The sequence below is a fragment of the Rathayibacter sp. AY1A7 genome (genome assembly GCF_002930845.1).
Lineage (GTDB): Bacteria > Actinomycetota > Actinomycetes > Actinomycetales > Microbacteriaceae > Rathayibacter.
Map to the genome: position 1 here is coordinate 125,614 of NZ_PSTL01000003.1, position 15,976 is coordinate 141,589.

The following is a 15,976-nucleotide window of genomic DNA, read 5'->3' on the forward strand; positions in this document are numbered from 1 at the left end:
GCCATGACCAGCGACATCCTGCTCGAAGCGCGGGACATCAAGAAGTCCTTCGGCGGCGTCCACGCTCTCAAGGGAGCGTCGATGTCGATGCGCCGCGGCGAGATCACCGCCCTGATCGGCGACAACGGCGCGGGCAAGTCCACCCTCGTCCGCTGCCTCTCCGGGGTGCACCCCGCCGACTCCGGCACCATCACCCTCGACGGCGACGTGGTGCACTTCACCACTCCGCTCGGCGCGCGGGACGGCGGCATCGAGACGGTGCACCAGACCCTCGCCCTGGTCGAGGACCTGACCGTGTGGCAGAACTTCTTCCTCGGCCGCGAGCTCACCAAGGGCGTGCCCGGGGTGCGGTTCCTGGACCGGACGCAGATGAAGAAGACGGCCCAGGAGCTGCTCGGCGACCTCGCCGTGAACGTCCCGCCGGTCACCAGCAAGGTCCGCCGCCTCTCGGGCGGCCAGCGCCAGGCGGTCGCGATCGCCCGGGCCGCGGGCTGGGGCAGCAAGATCGTGATCATGGACGAGCCGACCGCGGCGCTCGGCGTCCAGGAGACGGCGCGCGTCGAGAAGATCATCCTCAAGCTGCGCGACGCCGGAGTGGCCGTGCTGCTGATCAGCCACAACTTCGACCAGGTGATGCGCCTGAGCGACCAGGTGTGGGTGATGCGCGCGGGCCTCGCCGTCGCCGGCCGCCGCACCGCCGAGACCAGCGGCGACGAGCTCGTCTCGCTGATCACGGGCGCGAAGGCCGCCTGATGCGCCCCGAGTTCCTGCACCGCGGGAGCACGGAGCGCTCGTCGCCGATCGGGGTCCACGCGGGCCTGCTCGTCGGCGACTGGACGCCGGAGTCGGGGCGCCGCGCGATCGGCGCCGCCGCCTCGATCGGCGCCGCCGCCTCGATCGGCTTCGACCTGATCGAGATCCCGGCTCCCGACGACCCCGACGCCTCCGCGTGGACCGCCGACCTGCTCGACGAGCACAGGACCGACGCGGTCGTCTCGCTCGCGCTGGACGCCGACTCCGACATCACCGACCAGGCCACGGCCGGCCGCGGCGAGGAGCGGCTCCTGGCGGCCGTGCGGTTCGCCGAGGCGATCGGCGCGCGGTACGTCGGCGGAGTCACCTACTCGGCCATGCGCAAGTACGAGCACGCGGCCGACATGGCTGCCCGCTCGCGCTCGCTCGACGTGCTGCGGAGGGTCGCCGCGGCCGCCGCTCCCGCCGGCGTCGTCGTCGGAGCGGAGTACGTGAACCGCTACGAGAGCAACCTGCTGAACACGGCCGCCCAGACCGCCGCGTTCCTCCGCGAGCTCGACGCGCCGAACGTGCTCCTGCATCTCGACACGTTCCACGCCCACCTCGAGGAGGTCGACCTCGCGAGCGCCGTCCGCGACGCCGGCGACCTGCTCGGCTACCTCCACGCCTCCGAGAACCACCGCGGAGAGCTGGGCACCGGGAGCACCGACTGGACCGGGCTCGCGGCGGCGCTCGCCGACTCCGGCTACCGCGGACCGCTGACCCTCGAGAGCTTCTCGCCCGCCGTCCAGCCCCCGGCCTCGGCCGAGGGCATGGGCCTCTGGCGCGAGCTCTGGCACGACCCCGTCGCCCTCGCGACCTCCGGCCACGCGTTCCTCGCGGACCTGCTCGACACCGACCCCGCGGCCCGACGCCGCCCCTGAACCTCTCGAACCAAGGAGCACCACCATGACCACGAACCCTCTCGGAGTGCACGCCCTCGTCTTCGCCGGCGGCACCACCCCCGACGAAGTGACCGCGACGATCGAGCAGACCAAGGCGGCCGGATTCGACCTGCTGGAGCTCTCGCTGCACGACGTGCAGAACCTCGACACCGCCTCCGCCCGCGCCGCACTCGAGGCGAACGACCTCGGCATCGTCTGCTCGCGCGGCCTCGCCTTCTCGGCCGACGTCTCCAGCGACGACCCGGAGGTGGTGGCCCGCGGCGCGAAGCTGCTCGCCGACTCCCTCGAGACCACCCACGCGCTCGGCGGCACCCACTTCACCGGCGCCCTCTACAGCGCGCTCGGGAAGTACAGCGCGCCCCTCTCGGCCGCGGGCCGCGCGAACGTCGTCTCGGTGCTGACCGACCTCGCCGCGGAGGCCGCGACGAAGGGCATGACCCTCGGCCTCGAGATCTGCAACCGCTACGAGACCAACGTCATCAACACCGCCGCGGACGCCCTGCGCCTCGCCGACGACATCGGCGCCGACAACGTCCTGATCCACCTGGACACGTACCACATGAACATCGAGGAGGACGACTTCTTCCGCCCGGTGCTGCTGGTCGGGGATCGTCTCGGGTATGTCCACATCGGCGAGAACCACCGCGGCTACCTCGGCAGCGGCCACCTCGACTTCACGACGTTCTTCCACGCCCTCGCCGCGATCGACTACCGCGGACCCATCACCTTCGAGTCGTTCTCGTCGGCCGTCGTCTCGCCGACCCTCTCGAACGACCTCGCCGTGTGGCGGAACCTCTGGAACGACGGCCCCGCGCTCGCCCGCCACGCCCACGGCTTCCTGGTGAACGCGTTGGAGAGCAGCCGTGGCGAGGCCTGAGACCGAGGTCGCGCCCGACGCGGTGCGGCCCGGCCTCGACGAGCTGGCCGGGCGCGCGCTCGCGCTGACCTCGCCGGGCCGCCGCGCGATCGTCGCGATCGCCGGCAGCCCCGGGGCCGGCAAGACCACGCTCGCCCGGGCCGTGGTCGCCCGCGCGAACGAGCTCGCGGGGGAGGGGACCGCCGCCTTCGTGCCGATGGACGGCTTCCACCTCGCCAACGCCACGCTCGACGAGCTCGGCCGCTACGACCGCAAGGGCGCCCTCGACACGTTCGACGGCTGGGGCTTCCTCGCCCTGGTGCGGAGGCTGCGCGCCGAGACCGACCACGTCGTCTACGCGCCCACCTTCGAGCGCACCGTCGACGAGGGAGTGGCCGGCGCGCTGGCCGTGCACCCCTCCGCGTCGCTCGTCGTGCTGGAGGGCAATTACCTCCTCGTCGACGAGGGCCCGTGGGCGCTGCTGCGCGCCGAGTTCGACGAGGCCTGGTTCTGCGCGACTCCCGAGACCGAGCGCTTCGAGCGCCTGGTCGACCGCCACGTCTCCTTCGGCCGCGCCCCCGAGGCGGCCTCCGCCTGGGCCTCCGAGGTCGACGGGCGGAACGCGCTGCTGATCGAGGCCACCCGCGACCGCGCCGACCTGATCGTGTCGGGGACGGCGGCGGGGGTGGTCTGACGCCCGATGTGGCGTAGGAGCGGTCCGCTTCGGGGCGCGACCTCGGCTCTCGGGCGGGTCCGGCCGGTCGATCGGTCGGACGACGGAGGACCCGTCGCCCGGCGGATGCGGTCTCGACGGGTCGGGCGCCAGGCTCGAGGGATGGACGACTCGACACGGAACTCCACGGAACAGCCCTCTCCCACCACCCCGCCGGCCGTTGCGCGCCCCGGAGCCGGGCAGCCGCCCCTCCCCGTCGCTCTCCTCCTCCTGCTGCGGCGGAGCGACGGGCGGCCCGCGGCTTCGTCGGGCGCTCTCGACACCGTCCTGGCCGCTTCCGTCCTCGCGGAGCTCTCCCTCCAGCGGCGCGTCGAGGTGGACGCCGGAGTCGTCGCCCTCGGGCCGGAGCGGTCGGCGCTCGGGGACGCCGTGCTCGACGGGGCACTCGGGTGGATCGCAGCGGAGCGAGCATCGCGCAGCGTCTCCTGGTGGATCGCCCGCCTCACTCGGAGGGAGCTGCATGCCGCCCTCCTCGAGCGGGTCGCCGCCGTGGAGCCGGCGGAGGACGAGCGGCTGCGGATCCGGGTCGCCGAGGTCCTCGCGGCTCGGACGGCGCCCCTTCCGTCGGACGCGGCGCTCATCGGCCTGCTCGACGCGGCCGGAGCGCTCTCGCCGAGGCCCGGCATCCCGGACCGGCAGGCGATCCGGTCGCTCGCGGCGCAGCACTGGGCAGGGCCGGCGGCCGCCGCCGTCCTCGCGGGAACCGCCGCGAGCGTCACGGGAGCCGCGGTGATCGCGGCGACGACGACGGTCACGATCACCGGCATGTGATCCGACGCGTGCGACTCGCTGAAGCCGCGCGCCCCTACTCCGCCGGGTAGTCGGGCGCGACGAAGACGCAGAACGAGTGGCCGGCCGGATCGGCGAGGACGTGGAGCGCCTCCTCCGGGTCGTCGCTCCTGTCCTCGATCAGCTCGGCGCCGAGGGCGAGCGCCCGGGTCTTCTGCCGGTCGAGCTCGTCGGCGTCCGCGACCATGAAGTCGAGGTGCAGCTGCTGCGGGACGGGCCCCTCCGGCCAGGTCGCGCGCGGCAGGGCGGCCACCCGCTGGAACGTGAGCTTCGCGCCGTCGGCGGTGACGATCGCGACCCACTCCGCCTCGTCGTCCGAGCCGTCCGCGGGCGGCTCGTCGCCGGGGCGGTACTCGCCGCCGAGCAGGGCGAGGTAGAAGGCGGAGAGGGCGCGGGCGTCCTCCGTGTCGAGGACGACCTGGCGCAGGCGCATGCGGGCAGGGTACCGCCGGACAAGCAGTGGAGGGGGGATCACGTGCTGTGCGGATCGGCTCCGGGAGCCGGGCGTCCGTGGGTAGCGGCCCGACGTCGGCTGAGAAGGGGGTCCCTGACCCGACACGGCAGGCAGGCCCCTCTCGGCCGAGGTCGTGCAGCTCTCCGACCGCGCCGCCCTGCCACTCCGCGCCCGCTTCCTCAACCCCTCCCGGCTCCCGGCCTCGCGCCAGGGCACGGCGCGTACTGTGGCCGCTGACTCACGACGGCTACGAGGGAGACACCATGACGGAGCAGATCGGAATCCCCGAGGCCGCGGCGCTGGGGAGCGAGCAGCGGAGCATCGCGATCCTCGGAGCGGGCGGCGACCTCACCGAGCGGCTGCTGCTGCCGGGCCTGGGCCGGGTGGCCGAGCTCGCGCGCGACCTCGAGCTCACGCTGATCGGCGCGGCGCGCACGCCGCAGACCGACGAGGAGTGGCAGGGCCTCGTCCGCCGCAGCCTCGAGGCGGCCGGAGTCGCCCCGCACACGGTCGAGGCGCTCGCGTCGCGCGCGCGCTTCGTCGCCACCGACGCCTCCGACCCGGAGCAGCTGAAGGCCCTCCTCGACGCCTGCCCGTCGACCCCGGTGCTCTACGTCGCCCTGCCGCCGACGATGGGGCACAAGGTCGCCGCCTCGCTCGCCGAGCTCGACCTCCCCGAGGAGCTGGTCGTCGCCATCGAGAAGCCGTTCGGCGAGGACCTCGACGACGCGATCGCCCTCAACGCCGCGTTCGCGAAGGTCCTCCCCGAGAGCCGCCTCTGGCGCATCGACCACTTCCTCGGCAACGCGACCGTGCTGGGGATGCTGGGCCTGCGCTTCGGCAACAGCCTGCTCGAGGCGAGCTGGAGCGCCGAGTGGATCGAGAAGGTCGAGATCGTCTACGACGAGACGCTCGGCATCGAGGGCCGCGCGGCCTTCTACGAGAAGACCGGCGCGCTGCGCGACATGCTGCAGAGCCACCTCCTGATGGTGCTCGCGCTGACCACGATGGAGCGCCCCGACGAGGTCGCGCCCGACGAGGTCCACGCGCGCATGGCCGAGGTGCTCGGCGCTGTGCGGCTCTGGCGCGACGACCCCTCCTCCGCCCGCCGCGCCCGCTACACCGAGGGCCGCGTCGACGGCCGCTTCTTCCCCTCCTACGTCGACGAGCCCGACGTCGACCCCGAGACCGGCACCGAGACTCTCGCCCAGCTGCTGCTCCAGGTCGACACCCCGCGCTGGGCGGGCGTCCCCTTCGTCCTCCGCTCCGGCAAGGCGATCGGCGACCCTCGCCGGGAGGTGGCGATCCACTTCCGCGCCGCCACGCCCCCGCGCGGCCTGCAGGCGGCCGAGGGCGACGCCGGGACGGTCCTCCGGATCGGCCTCAAGGGCGGCGACGTCAGCCTCGACCTGGTCGTGAACAGCGCCGACGAGCTGACCGATCTCGAGCGCACCACCCTGACGGCGCAGCCCGGCGCGGCTACGCTCGACCCCTACGCGCACGTCCTCGCCGGGATCCTGCAGGGCGACACCCTGCTCTCGGTCCCGGGCGACGTGGCCGAGCAGTGCTGGCGCATCATCACTCCGGTGCTCTCCGCCTGGGCCGCGGGCGACGCTCCGCTGGACGAGTACGAGGCAGGGAGCGCGGGGCCCGAGGGCTGGTGAGCTCGCGGTGAGGCGCGCGGGCTGAGGCGCCGGCGCGTGGCGTGATGCGGGGTCGGGTCCGCCGACGCCGGTCGCGTCGCCTCCGGCCCGGCTCCTGCGACCATTGCGGACGGCAGGGCGCGCAGCGCCTCGAGCCGATCCGTCACGTCCACCCCGTCGCGGCGCAGGACCGCGAGCGCGAGCAGCTGCAGCACGAGCTGCGTGCCCTGACCGGTCTGCGCGACGAAGGCGGTGTCGAGGGCGAGCGCGAGCGGTCCCTCCTGCTTGAGGGTCACTCCGACCACGGCGGCGCCGCGCTCCTGCGCCCACTCGCCGGCCCGCACGGTCTCGGGGGTCTCGCCGGTGCCCGAGAGCACGACGACGAGGGCGCCGGGGCCGACCGAGGCGGGCGCGCGGAAGAAGAACTCGTCCGAGTTGTAGGAGGCGGCGGGCGTGATCGCGGCCGTGTCGAGCAGGTACTGAGCGGCCTGGACGCCCATCAGCGATCCGCCCGCGCCGACCAGGAAGACGCGGTCGACCGCGGGGAGGGAGGCGACATGGTCGTCGATCCGGCTCCTCCCCTGCCGGCCATCGGCACGGCGGACGTCGCCGGGGAGCGGAACCTCTGCGCCACTGACCGCGTCGGGGCGACCGGATGGATCGCCGGCTGCGCGGGAGTGTCGCGGCGCTCTCGGTGCCGAGGTCAGACGGGGCTCGGCTCGACCGCGCCGACGTCGCGGTCGTATGGCGCCACTCCGGGCATACCCGTATGCTGTCACGCATGATAGATGGAGTCGGGGCACAGCTTCGAAAGGGCGTAGCCGAGTTCTGCATCCTGGGGCTGCTCGATACCGTTCCCATGTACGGGTGGGAGCTGTCCACGCGCTTGCAGGAGGTCGGTGTGATCGGGAGCATCGGCACCCTGTACCCGCTCCTGGGTCGGCTGCGGGACCGAGGCTCGATCACCGCAGTCGTCGTCCCGAGTGCGCAGGGTCCAGCTCGGAAGTACTACTCGTTGACCGACGTGGGGAAGGTCGAGCTCGGGCGGTTCAGGGCGGAGTGGCCGTCCTTCGTCGGGCAGGTGAACGAGACGATCGGAAGGGGAACGTCATGAGCACGACGACATCGCCGGCGGCGGCGCGCTACCTCGAGGAGCTGAGGATCGCATTGTCCGGCGTACCCGCCGACCTCCGGAGTGAGATCTGGAGCGGGATCGCGGAAGAGCTGGACGGCCTCGACGACGATGCCGCCCGTGAGCGGATCGATGAACTGGGAAGTCCCTCTCGGATCGCGCAGGCCGCCGGCGGATCGCTCGCTGGGGGCGGCGGGTCGATCTTCGACCGCCCCTGGTTCGCCGTCGTCGCCTCGCTGGTCTTCGCCTTCGGCTGGCTGGTGATTCCCGGATTCGGCTGGCTCCTCGGCGCCGTCGCGATTCTCCTCTGCTCGTCCTGGACCGTCTCGCAGAAGAGGAGGGCGCTGGTGATCCCCGTCGTCGCTGCCGTGGTGGTCGGCGGGGCGATCGGGCTCTACTACTGGCTGTCGGCGATGCCGAGTTCCGGTATGACGACGTGGACGGTCCTGGCTGGTGCGTGGCTGGTCGGGGGTGGCACCAGCCTTGTTCTCGGGACGCGACTGTGCGCCCGCTTCGTGAGGAGGCGGCGGGCGCACAGCGCGTTGGAGTGAGCCGGATGAGCTCTGCTCGTCAGCTCCAGCTCACCGTCGCGGCTCCTCCGGAGACCGTCAGGCGCAACTCGAAGGTCGTGTTGTAGGGGACGCCGCACATCTGCGCGTTGATGAGCATCTGCGCGCGGTTGGCGAGCGGTCGGCCGAGGTAGTTGAGCGACGAGCCACAGGCTCCCCCGATCGTCCAGGCCGGGCCCCACGGGTTGGCGGTCACCGTGTTGCTCGACAGGTTGTAGGAGGTGTAGAAGCTCATGCTCACCAGTCCGACCCAGGTGTCGATCTTGCAGCCGTTCCGCGCGGACCCGCTCACGGAGCACTCGCTGATGCCGCGCGTCTTCACGTCGGCGCCTTCTCCTCCGATGCGGACGACACTGACGGATCCGTCCTCATAGGTGGAGATCGTGTAATCGCCATCAGGACGCTTCTCCTCGACCACCTTCACGGTCGGGTTAGCGCTCGACAGCGAGTCCCACGCCTCGCCGGCGAGGTACGCCTCGACCAGGTCGTCCTGCGTCTCGGAGGGAACGCCGTACTCCGAGAGGAACTCGCGGGCGATGACGACCTCCGAGTGCTCGGCTTCCGTGCTCGCGCTCGCAGGCGCGGCTCCGGTGAGAGCGAGTGCGAGGACGGCGATCCCCGCCATCAGCTTGGATCTGAATCCAGACATGAGTGTCTCCGTTTCTTGTTCCGGGTGGAACATTGCGTGACAAGGTACTGATGGCGTGCACAGGCGGCCAAGGCTTCGGAGTACGGTGGCGCGTTCGCTGCGCCACAGACGCGATTCTCGCCGCGCCGTGTGCCGGCGCGCGGGGGTCCTGTGCCAGTTCGTGCCGCGGTCCCGTCCGTCTCCGTAGGCTCCGACGCATGTCTGATCAGGTCCAGGCCGGAGTTCAGCACGGAAATGTGCGGGGGATTCTCGCCCGTCGGTGGTTCGCGGTCGCGGCCTCCCTGGTCTTCGCCTTCGGCTGGCTGCTGATCCCCGGAATCGGCTGGCCGATCGGCGCCGTTCTGGTCCTGTGGAGCTCGTCGTGGACCGCCGCCGAGAAGAGCTCGGCGCTCACGATCCCACTGGTCGCGGCCGCGCTGGTCGGCAGCGGCGTGGGGCTCGTCTTCGGGCTGCGCGCCGTGCCGAGTTCGAGCATGACGATCTGGACCGCGGTGTGTGCCGGGCTGCTGGCGGGAGGCGTGACGAGCGTCGTTCTGGGGGTCCGGCTGTGCGCCCGGGCACTCCGCAGGCCTGCAGCGTCGGGCGACCGCTCGCTGTCCGGGGCGGCCCCTGCGCCTCGCGCGCACGACGTCAGCTGACGGGAGGGGGCGTCGGCTCCTGAGGGAGGCCGCCCTGTCTCAGCCGAGGTCGTGCGCACCCCGGCGGAGGCGAGCGCCTCGACGGCTCGAAGGGCGCAGGTCCGCCGGCGTTCTCGCGCGTCGGCAGGTCCCGCTCAGCGCCCGCCGGCCCCGCTCGCGTCGTAGCGGAGCCGCACCAGCTCAGAGCCCGGCAGAACCGTCGCGTCGAGGAGGCGCAGGCCGTGCTGCGGCGCCCCGGAGTAGAGCGGCGTCCCGCCGCCCGCGAGTCCGGCGCCGACGAGGACGATCAGTTCGTCCACCAGGCCCTGCGCGAGGAGCGGATTCCAGGTGGTGCCACTGCCGAACATCAGCAGGTCGCCCCCGTCGCCCTGCTTGAGCCGTCCGATCTCGGCCGGACCCTGCTCCCGTGGCACGATCCGCGTCGTGGCGGCCCACGGCGCCTCCGGATCGAAAGCCAGGGAGTCGCTGATCACCAGCGCGTCGAGCGACGTGACCAGCCGTGCGGTCTCGTGCTCCCGCTCGCCCGCCGTCCCGTCCGCGGCGACGGCGCTCCAGCTGTCCCAGTTGTCGCGGAACCAGCCGCCGCCGTAGACGAGCGTGCCCGCGCGGCGCAGCAGCTCGAGGTTGTGGTCGTTGAACGCGTCCTCGAACGGCAGCGCCGAGAGGTCGTGCCCGGGCCCCTCGAAGCGGCCGTCGAGCGAGGTGAGGACGGAGACGACGAGCCTGCTCATGCGGGGGATGCTACTCAGGCGGGGGTGCCGGGTGAAGGGGTGCGACCGTGCCCCGCACCCCTCCTCACATCGCCGCCCCCAGCGCGTCCCGCAGCGTCGCCCGCGCCCGCGCGTGCCGGCTCCGCACGGTCGCGGCGCGGAGGGACAGGATCTCGGCCGCCTCGGCGAGGGAGAAGCCGTCCCAGTAGACGAGGGAGATGATCTCCTGGTCGACGGGCTTCAGCTGCGCGATCGCGGCGCGGACGTCCTCGGCCGCGTCGTCGGCGGGTGCGGGTGGGGTGATGCGGAGCTCCTCCGCCAGCCGCTCGACGAGCGCGCTCCTCCGGGTCGCGGTGCGGCGCTGGCCCGAGAGCACCCGCCGTGCGACGCCGAACGCCCACATCCGCGCGCGCGTCTCGTCCTCGGGGATCGACCGCTCCTTCCGCCACAGGATCAGGAGGGTGTCGCTGAGGAGGTCCGCGGCGTCCTCGGGGCTCGCCGTCCGCCGCGCGAAGTAGCGGAGCAGGTCCGGCGCCTCCCGCTCGACCAGGGCCGTGATCTCGGCCTCGCGGTCACGCGCGGGGGAGCGGACGACGCTGCGGGCCAGGGACGGTGCCGCCTCGCCGGCGCTCATCACAGCTCTCCCGTGCAGTCGGTGCTGCCGCCCAGGCCGCCGTCGCCCTCGACGATCACGCCGTCGGGGATCGTGTCGAGGATGTGGTCGTCCGCCGCGGTGATCCAGGCGCGCCAGCGGATCGTCTCCTCCGAGAGGCCGGGGCCGTCGCTGTTCATGTCCGAGGCCAGCCAGGCGGGGTCGGTCGTGTAGGCGAGCGCGTCGTCGTGGATCCGCTGGCCGATGCCGTTCCAGTCCTGCGCGCGCAGGTAGTCGGTCGCGGAGGTGGTGACCTCGCGGTAGTCGATCTCGCCGTTGAAGTAGTCGATCGAGCACGACACCGCTGCGCCGGAGTCGGTGGTGTAGCTGATCGGGATCGTGAAGTCGGGGACCGAGCGGACGTCGGTGCCGGCGCTGGTCGCCAGCACGAGACCCGGGACGAGGAGGACGGGAGCCGCCAGCCACCACGCCCTCGACCGCGCGGGACGGCGGGGCGCGCGTTCGCGGGTCTCGGCGATCACGCTGTGCAGGGCGGTGCGGACACCGGGCGCCCGGTCGTCGGTCGCGGGGTCGCTGCGGGAGAGCAGGTCGTCGAGTGTGCGTCGCGTCATCGGGTCCATCCTTCGTCGGTCGGGCGTCTACCGAGTACGTGGCCGGGTGGGGCCCGAGCGTTGCACGGGACCTGACGGGAGGAGTGAGCCGAGCCGGTCGCGCGCGCTCACTTCTTAGAACTCCTTCGCGAGGACCCGTCAAAAGGCGCCATATTCGGCTTCACCCCGGTCCTTTTCTCATCGGTTATGGCCCCGACAAGGGGGGCTCACTTCTCTATGGCGAGAGGGAGGCCGACCTATACGTTCATCTTCGGAAGCCCGCGGGGAATGCGTGCTCCCCTCCGGAGTCTGGGGCCTCCGCACTCGCTGCGACATCCGTGTCGTTCGTCGTGTCGACGTTTCGCTCATCTCCACGATCGACAACACGACTGAGAAGCAGAACCATGGCTTTCACGACCCGGCGGCGCCGCCACTCACGGCACCGAGCGCCGTCGCGCCTCGGAATGCGGGCCGTCGTCTTCGCGACGATCGGCGCTCTCCTCGTCGGCTCGTGGGGGCTCGGCGACGTCTCCGCCTCGTCTCCCGCTCAGGCCGCGAACCAGGCGGATCCGGTCGCCGCCGACGCCCCCGCCCTTCTCCCGACGCCGGTCGCACCGACACCGCCGACAGCCCCCGAGGCCGATCCGGCACCCGCTCCGTCGGCACCCACTCCGTCAGCGTCCGCCCCGTCGACGTCCGCCCCGCCCGCACCCGCCGAGGCCGCGGAGTCGCCGAGTGCCACGGCGGAGGAGCCCGCTCAGGACGAGCCCGATCCCGCAGCGCCCCGCGGCGCCGCAGAGACGGAGCAGCCCGTCGAGCCGGCGCCGGCCGGGTCGGCGCCCGCTCCTCCGGCGGCCTCGGACGACGATCAGGAGTCGGACCGCGGCCCGCCCGCGACGGCGCGAGCAGCGGGAGGCTTCTCCACGCTCGCGGCCGGCGTCGCCGAGGCCCCGCGGCAGGTGTGGACGGAGACCTTCGAGCAGGGCCTGACCGCCACCCCGAGCGCGCTCACCGCCTACGCGAACGGCCGCTACACGGCCGCCACCGGCTGGTCGACCGCCACGAACTGCACCGGCGTCCTGGTCAACTACACGGCGCCCTACCCCAACTCCGCCTTCTGCCCGACCCGGCCCCTCCTCACCGTCGGCACGGGATCGTCGGCCGCACGCGAAACCCGCCGCATGGCGGACGTCCTCGGACAGGTGGCGGCCGGAGTGCCGGGGTCCACCTCCAGCACCGCACCGGCCAACGGCTCGAACACCGGCACGCAGGCGAACCACGCCCTGGTCGAGTACCCGTACGCCGCCGTCACCGGCGGCACGACCGTCGCCCAGAGCGCCGCGGGGATCGGCGTCTCCGCGCCCGCCGCCCGCTACTACGCCGTCGGCATGAACGCCGCCGGCGGGCAGTGCGGGACGAACAACGCGTCCCTCTCCCTCAACCTGGTCTCGGGCGGGTCCACCGTCCTCACCGGATTCGCGGCACCGGTCGTGCCCTGCGCCGCGACCGGCAGCGTGTTCTACACGTCCCCGACCCTCCCGCTGGTCGGCGGGCTCGGCGCGCTCGTGGATCCCGCGCTCCCCGCCTCCGCCCGCGCCGTCGCCTACACCGGCACGAGCACCGCGCTCCTCACTCCGGCGCAGATCGCCGCAGCCCAGGTGCAGCTCGTGAACACGGTCACCGGCACGGGAAGCGCCTTCGCCGTCGACGACCTCCGCGTGCTCGACGTCACCCCCGCTCTCGACGCGGCCTTCACGCAGGCCGTGCCGACCGCGACGGTGCCGACCACGCTGACCTACACGGTCACCAACACCAGCGACCTCCTCGCGAAGGCCGACTGGCGCTTCTCGACCGCTCTCCCGGCCGGCCTCGTCGTGGCGCCGACGCCGGCCGTCGGCGGGTCCTGCACCGACGTCACCGGAACGGCGTTCGCCGTGACCGCGGCCGCCGGATCCTCCTCCGTCTCGACCCTCGGCGGCGACCTCGCCGCGGGCGCGACCTCCTGCACGATCTCCGTGGACGTGGTGGCCGCCGCCGCCGGGACGTACAGCACCGGGACCACGACTCCCACCGGCCTCATCGCCTCCGCCCCCACCTCGGTGACGATCCAGGCCGCGACGACCCTCACCGTCCGGAAGAACCTGCCGGTGCGCAGCGCCACGGGTGACCAGTTCACGCTCTCGGTGCGCAGCGGCACGACCGTCCTCGCGTCGGCGACCACCACGGGCACCGCCACCGGGATCCAGGCCGCGCAGATCAGCCGCCTCACCGTGCAGTCCGGAGCGACGTACACGATCGCCGAGGCGCAGACCGCGGGCGCGGGCCTGGCGTACTCCAACAGCTACGAGTGCTCGCGCGGCGGCACGGTCATCGCCTCCGGAGCATCCGCCGCCGGGTCGATCACGATCCCCAGCGAGGCGGGAGCGGAGGTGCTCTGCACCTTCACGAACACGGTGCAGACGCCGCGCCTGTTCTGCGACACCGGCCGCTTCTACTCCCTCACGGCGGCCGGCGCCCTGCAGCAGGCCGACATCGTCACGGGATCCCTGACCTCGATCGGCAGCTGGTCGGGGACCGCCGAGGCCAACGCGCTCGGCGTCGGCGCGAACGGCGCCTTCGCCTACGCGCTGGACCGCTCGTCCGACGCGACGGACGTCGACGCCGTCCTCAAGTGGACGCCGGAGGCCGGCTTCCAGAGGATCGCGAACAGCGCGTACACGACCGTGGCCGGCGGAGCGCAGGTGACCGGCAGCATCGTCGCCGGCGCGGTCGACCTCCGGACGGGCCGGTACCTGTTCGGCAGCTTCGCGAGCGGCCAGTTCTACATCTGGAGCTTCACGGAGGCCAACCCCGTCGCCACCCGGTTCGCCCTCGTCGGCTCCTTCCCCACCTCCGGAACCCCCAACGGCAACGGCGACATGGCGTTCGACGCTCGCGGCAACCTCTACGTCGTCGGCGCGGGCTCGGTCAACAACGCCAGCAGCGCCGCGATCTTCACCGTGCCGGCCGACGCCCTGGCCGCGGCGACCGGCGGCACCCTCCCGGTGAACACCTCGATCGCGAAGGCCGTGACGGGGACCGACGCCGCCTTCGCCAACATCAACGGCATCGCCTTCTCGCCGCGTGGAACCGTCTACCTCGCCAACGGCGACGTCGCCGCCGCGAACGGTGTCCCGGCCATCCCCGGCAGCGCGTACGAGTTCGACGCCACCACGTGGACCCGCGTCAGCGGCACGCCGCGCGTGAGCGTCAACGCCGTCGACCTCTCCGGCTGCTCCTCGCCGGCCACGATCACCGTGCAGAAGAGCGTGGTGGGCCGCCTGGCCGCGGCGGACCAGTTCCAGCTCACGGCGGCCGCCGGCTCTCCGGCGTCGCCCTTCGCCACGGCCACCACCACCGGCGCCACCACCGGCCGCCAGACCGCGCAGATCGGCCCCTTCCCCACTCCGATCAACAGCACGGTGACGGTCTCGGAGGCGATGGCCGCGGGCTCCGCCTCCCCGATCACCGCCTACACGAGCATCTACGAGTGCTACGCGGACGGCGTGCGGGTGAGCACGGGCTCGAACCCGACCGGGACGGTCACCCTACCGAACCGGCTCGGCGTCAACGTCACCTGCACCTTCTTCAACTCCCCGCGCCCCGCCTCCACCGTGCGGATCACCAAGACGATCCGGGACGCCTCCGGCACCACCCGCCCCGGCGTGGACTGGACCGTGGGCACGACCGCGACGGCCACCGCCGGCACCGTCGCCCTGCTGCCGGAGCAGTCGCCCCGCCAGCAGACGGACGCCGCGGGTCAGGCCGCCTGGACCGTCCTGTTCGGCACGGAGGCGTCGCGGGCGACGCTCACCGTCTCGGAGGTGCAGCAGACGGGCTTCGCGTTCGTCAGCGGCGCCTGCACGGTCAACGGCGCCGCACGGTCGACCACGTTCTCGCAGTCGGGGACCGTCATCAGCGCGAGCCTCACCGGCATCGCCTCCGCGGCGGTCGTCGAGTGCTCGATCGTGAACCGGCCCACGGCGTCCCTCACGCTCGTGAAGACGGTGAGCTCCGGCAGCGCGCTGCCCAGTGACTTCACGCTCAGCGCCACCGGCCCGACCGGCGCCCTGCCCGGCCCGACCGGCCGCGCGGGCTCGGCGGGCGTGTCGGCTATCCCCGTCACCCCGGGTGTGGCCTACCGGCTCGCTGAGACCGGGGGCCCCGCCACCTCCGTGCAGACCGCACCCTGGCAGTGCCGCACCGACACCGGCGCCGCCCTCACCGTGAGCGCGGCCGGAGACGTGACCCCGACGAACGGCGCCGCCGTCACCTGCACCGTGGACAACGCCAGCGCGACGATCACCCTGGTCAAGCAGGTCCTGCGCCCCCAGACCGGCTTCCAGGCGGCCGACTGGCGCGTCACCGCGACGCCCGCCGCACTGGCCGGAGCGACGCTCCCGACGGAGACCCGGGCCGGCGCGGAGTACGTCGCCGCGGGCAACCCGGCGAGCACCTTCGAGGTGCGACCGGGTCACGGCTACACGCTGTCCGAGGCGGCGACGGATCCGACCCGCCGCCTCGCCTACCAGGAACTGCGTCTCGAGCGCCTGACCGGGACGACGTGGTCCCCGGTCGCCTCGCGGACGATCACGGCCCCTACGGCCGGTCAGACGGCGGTCTACCGCTTCGTCAACGCCCCCGTGGACCCCACACGCCTGCCGCTGACCGGTGGCGCCAGCACCGACGCGTTCCTCCTGGGCGGGGGGTCGGTGCTCACTCTCGCACTCGGCCTCCTCCTCTGGGAGCGGCGCCGGAGGCTGCGAGGCCCCTCCCGGTGACGCCCCGACCGAGAGCCCCGGCGCTCTCCCGCAGACCCCTTCCCGCACACCTTCGACTCCACGACACCAGCACTCACGACCTC

The 15,976-nt window shown here is 73.0% G+C and carries 15 protein-coding genes and 1 pseudogene; 10 read left to right on the forward strand and 6 right to left on the reverse strand.

Annotated elements, in window-relative coordinates:
- Positions 1 to 3: 3 nt before the first annotated feature.
- The 5 genes from C5B95_RS04270 to C5B95_RS04290 all read left to right on the forward strand — a co-directional run bounded on the left by C5B95_RS04270 (position 4) and on the right by C5B95_RS04290 (position 4,057).
- On the forward strand, positions 4 to 753 hold the full coding sequence (locus C5B95_RS04270; protein ID WP_104222715.1) for an ATP-binding cassette domain-containing protein: 750 nt from the start codon (positions 4 to 6) through the stop codon (positions 751 to 753).
- Entirely contained in the window at positions 753 to 1,676 is a 924-nt protein-coding gene (locus tag C5B95_RS04275) for a sugar phosphate isomerase/epimerase (protein ID WP_104348557.1), read from the forward strand. Before C5B95_RS04270 ends, C5B95_RS04275 begins: the two co-directional genes overlap by 1 nt.
- 25 nt (positions 1,677 to 1,701) lie before the next feature.
- On the forward strand, positions 1,702 to 2,574 hold the full coding sequence (locus C5B95_RS04280) for a sugar phosphate isomerase/epimerase (protein ID WP_104222717.1): 873 nt from the start codon (positions 1,702 to 1,704) through the stop codon (positions 2,572 to 2,574).
- Positions 2,561 to 3,247: a nucleoside/nucleotide kinase family protein gene (locus C5B95_RS04285; protein WP_219813814.1), complete on the forward strand. Its 687-nt coding sequence runs from the start codon at positions 2,561 to 2,563 to the stop codon at positions 3,245 to 3,247. The genes C5B95_RS04280 and C5B95_RS04285 overlap by 14 nt, the downstream gene beginning before the upstream one ends.
- A gap of 141 nt (positions 3,248 to 3,388) precedes the next feature.
- Positions 3,389 to 4,057 (forward strand): GPP34 family phosphoprotein, encoded by a 669-nt coding sequence (locus tag C5B95_RS04290; RefSeq protein WP_181067994.1) that lies wholly within the window; start codon positions 3,389 to 3,391, stop codon positions 4,055 to 4,057.
- A 34-nt stretch (positions 4,058 to 4,091) separates the two neighbouring features.
- Here C5B95_RS04290 and C5B95_RS04295 read toward each other — a convergent pair whose 3' ends face one another.
- Positions 4,092 to 4,508, reverse strand: coding sequence for a VOC family protein (locus tag C5B95_RS04295; RefSeq protein ID WP_104348559.1), 417 nt, complete (start codon positions 4,506 to 4,508; stop codon positions 4,092 to 4,094).
- 284 nt (positions 4,509 to 4,792) lie between these two features.
- Between C5B95_RS04295 and C5B95_RS04300 the strand changes: the two genes are divergently transcribed.
- Positions 4,793 to 6,193, forward strand: a complete 1,401-nt coding sequence (locus C5B95_RS04300) for a glucose-6-phosphate dehydrogenase (RefSeq protein ID WP_104348560.1) — start codon at positions 4,793 to 4,795, stop codon at positions 6,191 to 6,193.
- A 185-nt stretch (positions 6,194 to 6,378) separates the two neighbouring features.
- Here the strand turns inward: C5B95_RS04300 and C5B95_RS17815 are convergent.
- Positions 6,379 to 6,975 (reverse strand): annotated as a pseudogene (locus C5B95_RS17815) (SIS domain-containing protein); the annotation flags it as partial.
- Between C5B95_RS17815 and C5B95_RS04310 the strand changes: the two are divergent.
- Both C5B95_RS04310 and C5B95_RS04315 read left to right on the forward strand, forming a co-directional pair.
- Entirely contained in the window at positions 6,954 to 7,286 is a 333-nt protein-coding gene (locus tag C5B95_RS04310; protein WP_104250299.1) for a PadR family transcriptional regulator, read from the forward strand. The pseudogene C5B95_RS17815 and the gene C5B95_RS04310 overlap by 22 nt on opposite strands.
- On the forward strand, positions 7,283 to 7,855 hold the full coding sequence (locus tag C5B95_RS04315) for a hypothetical protein (protein ID WP_104346885.1): 573 nt from the start codon (positions 7,283 to 7,285) through the stop codon (positions 7,853 to 7,855). Before C5B95_RS04310 ends, C5B95_RS04315 begins: the two co-directional genes overlap by 4 nt.
- Before the next feature lie 19 nt (positions 7,856 to 7,874).
- On the opposite strand, the gene C5B95_RS04320 is transcribed toward C5B95_RS04315, so the two are convergent.
- Positions 7,875 to 8,522: a hypothetical protein gene (locus tag C5B95_RS04320; protein WP_146076483.1), complete on the reverse strand. Its 648-nt coding sequence runs from the start codon at positions 8,520 to 8,522 to the stop codon at positions 7,875 to 7,877.
- Between the two features lie 197 nt (positions 8,523 to 8,719).
- On the opposite strand from C5B95_RS04320, the gene C5B95_RS04325 reads away from it, so the two are divergent.
- Positions 8,720 to 9,160 carry a hypothetical protein gene (locus tag C5B95_RS04325; protein ID WP_146076484.1) on the forward strand — a complete coding sequence of 147 codons (441 nt, stop codon included), beginning with the start codon at positions 8,720 to 8,722 and terminating at the stop codon, positions 9,158 to 9,160.
- Between the two features lie 134 nt (positions 9,161 to 9,294).
- Here C5B95_RS04325 and C5B95_RS04330 read toward each other — a convergent pair whose 3' ends face one another.
- The 3 genes from C5B95_RS04330 to C5B95_RS04340 form a co-directional block, all read right to left on the reverse strand.
- Entirely contained in the window at positions 9,295 to 9,891 is a 597-nt protein-coding gene (locus C5B95_RS04330; RefSeq protein WP_104250225.1) for a dihydrofolate reductase family protein, read from the reverse strand.
- Between the two features lie 64 nt (positions 9,892 to 9,955).
- Positions 9,956 to 10,504 (reverse strand): RNA polymerase sigma factor, encoded by a 549-nt coding sequence (locus tag C5B95_RS04335; protein ID WP_104348563.1) that lies wholly within the window; start codon positions 10,502 to 10,504, stop codon positions 9,956 to 9,958.
- Positions 10,504 to 11,094: a hypothetical protein gene (locus C5B95_RS04340; protein WP_104348564.1), complete on the reverse strand. Its 591-nt coding sequence runs from the start codon at positions 11,092 to 11,094 to the stop codon at positions 10,504 to 10,506. Before C5B95_RS04340 ends, C5B95_RS04335 begins: the two co-directional genes overlap by 1 nt.
- A gap of 383 nt (positions 11,095 to 11,477) precedes the next feature.
- On the opposite strand from C5B95_RS04340, the gene C5B95_RS04345 reads away from it, so the two are divergent.
- Entirely contained in the window at positions 11,478 to 15,893 is a 4,416-nt protein-coding gene (locus tag C5B95_RS04345) for an LPXTG cell wall anchor domain-containing protein (protein WP_146076485.1), read from the forward strand.
- Positions 15,894 to 15,976 lie beyond the last annotated feature (83 nt).